Below are 1,861 nucleotides of genomic sequence, written 5' to 3'. Positions count from 1 at the left end.
CCCGGCGCCGGCTGCGCGCCGTGACCGGCTGACCGGGCCGGGTCCGGCCGCCACGGGGGAGGCCGGACCCGGCGCGCTCACCAGCCGCGGGCCCGCCACTGCGGCAGTGCCGCCCGCTCCGCGCCGATCGTGCTGTCCTTGCCGTGCCCCGGGTAGAACCAGGTCTCGTCCGGCAGCCGGTCGAAGAGCTTGGCCTCGACGTCGTCGATGAGCTGGCCGAACCGCTCCGGGTCCTGGTCGGTGTTGCCCACGCCACCCGGAAAGAGGGAGTCACCCGTGAAGAGGTGCGGGGTGCCGGCCGGGTCGCGGTAGAGCAGCGCGATCGACCCCGGCGTGTGCCCACGCACGTGGATGACCTCCAGCGCGCAGTCGCCGACTTCGACGGTGTCGCCCTCGCGCAGCGGCTCGGCGTCGATCGGCAGGCCCTCGGCGTCGTCGGCGTGCACCAGCGCGCGGGCGCCGGTCTTGGCGACCACCTCCTCCAGCGCGACCCAGTGGTCCATGTGCCGGTGGGTGGTGACCACCGTGGTCAGACCGCCGTCGCCGACCAGCTCCAGCAGGCGGGGCGCCTCATTCGCCGCGTCGATCAGCACCTGGTCGCCGGTGGCGTGGCAGCGCAGCAGGTAGGCGTTGTTGTCCATCGGGCCGACCGACAGCTTGCTGACGGTGAGCCGGTCGAGCTCGCGCACGGCCGGCGGGCCGCCGGGCGTGACGTCTCCGGTGTAGGTCATGACGGCGTTCAGATCCATTCCGGTGGGTTCGGCAGGGGACCGTCGGGGACGACGGTGAGCAGCTCGCCCGCGCCCCGGCCGGTCAGCCAGGCGGCGAGTTCCGGCGCGGGGCCGGTGACCGTGGGCGCCCCCTCGGGGTCACCCACGACGAGTTCGTGTGCGGCGCCGTCGACGCGCAGCACCATGGCCGGCGCGGCCGGGTTGCCGGACAGCCCGGTCACCACCTCGTGCAGCAGCCGCTGGGCGAACGCCTCCGGCCAGTCCGCCGGCCGGTAGCCGCTCGCGAGGTCGACGTGGTGCACCTCGACCTCGCGCAGCCGGCCCCAGACCAGCAGCGCCGCCGGCCACGGGCCGCGCCGGGCCTGCACCGTGGCACCCCACGCCTCGGCCGGCATCTGCGCCACCGCCGCGTCGAACCGCTGGCCGCTGCGGCGCAGGTCGTCGAGCAGGTCGGCCGGGCCCCGACCGGCCCCCGCCTCGATGTCGGCGTTACGCGCCTCGACCGAGGCGTACATCGGGATCTCCTCGCCGGTGCGCGCGGCGGTGAGCAGGTTGACGAACCCGTCGGCGTTGCGGGCCAGGTGGGTGAGCACGTGCGCGCGGGTCCAGCCCGGCAGGAGCGAGGGCGCCGCGACGTCCGCGGCGGCCAGGCCGGCGACGGTACGCAGCAGGCGGTCGTTCGCCTCGGCCAGGTCACCGGTCAACAGCAGGGGGTCACTGGTCATCTCGTTCTCACGGGTTCGACCCTAGCGGGCGGGACCCGGCCGCGCCGCCGGGGAAATCGCTTTCGGCGCGTCGGCGCGGCCCCTACCGTCGGGTCCGACGACAGCGGGTGACGGCGGGGACGCGCCGGCCCGAGGTCGCGCAGGACGCGGGCACCGGGAGTCGGAGCGGAGGTGGTGAGCATGCCGGTCGAAGCACGCGTGTTCCGCCGTGAACCCCCTCGACACCGATGAGGACACCATGAACCTGGACCTGACCGCCCTCGGCTGGGACGCCGACTGGGCGACCCATCTCGATCGACGCGCCGACCACCACCGACCCGGGCGGGTGGCCCGGGTGGACCGGGGCGTGTGCACCGTGCTCCGCCCGGAGGGGCCGGTGCGGGCGAGCCTCGGCGGCGGCGTGCT

At 75.4% G+C, this 1,861-nt stretch carries 2 protein-coding genes and 1 pseudogene; 1 reads left to right on the top strand and 2 read right to left on the bottom strand.

What is annotated here, in order from left to right:
• Positions 1-77 precede the first annotated feature (77 nt).
• Both HUW36_RS32015 and HUW36_RS32010 read right to left on the bottom strand, forming a co-directional pair.
• Positions 78-731: an MBL fold metallo-hydrolase gene (locus HUW36_RS32015; RefSeq protein ID WP_174531479.1), complete on the bottom strand. Its 654-nt coding sequence runs from the start codon at positions 729-731 to the stop codon at positions 78-80.
• An 8-nt stretch (positions 732-739) separates the two neighbouring features.
• Positions 740-1,456 carry a maleylpyruvate isomerase family mycothiol-dependent enzyme gene (locus HUW36_RS32010; protein ID WP_174531478.1) on the bottom strand — a complete coding sequence of 239 codons (717 nt, stop codon included), beginning with the start codon at positions 1,454-1,456 and terminating at the stop codon, positions 740-742.
• 238 nt (positions 1,457-1,694) lie between these two features.
• Between HUW36_RS32010 and HUW36_RS34715 the strand changes: the two are divergent.
• Positions 1,695-1,861: pseudogene (locus HUW36_RS34715) on the top strand (ribosome small subunit-dependent GTPase A); the annotation flags it as partial.

This window comes from Micromonospora maritima (assembly GCF_902825405.1).
GTDB classification, from domain to species: domain Bacteria; phylum Actinomycetota; class Actinomycetes; order Mycobacteriales; family Micromonosporaceae; genus Micromonospora; species Micromonospora maritima.
The sequence above is the reverse complement of the archived record's forward strand: the minus strand, read 5'-3'. Positions and strand labels throughout refer to the sequence as shown.

What these genes read in the sequence shown, in the direction of transcription:
- HUW36_RS32015 (WP_174531479.1), bottom strand. Translation starts at nt 731, where the DNA reads ATGACCTACACCGGAGACGTCACGCCCGGCGGCCCGCCGGCCGTGCGC.
- HUW36_RS32010 (WP_174531478.1), bottom strand. Translation starts at nt 1,456, where the DNA reads ATGACCAGTGACCCCCTGCTGTTGACCGGTGACCTGGCCGAGGCGAAC.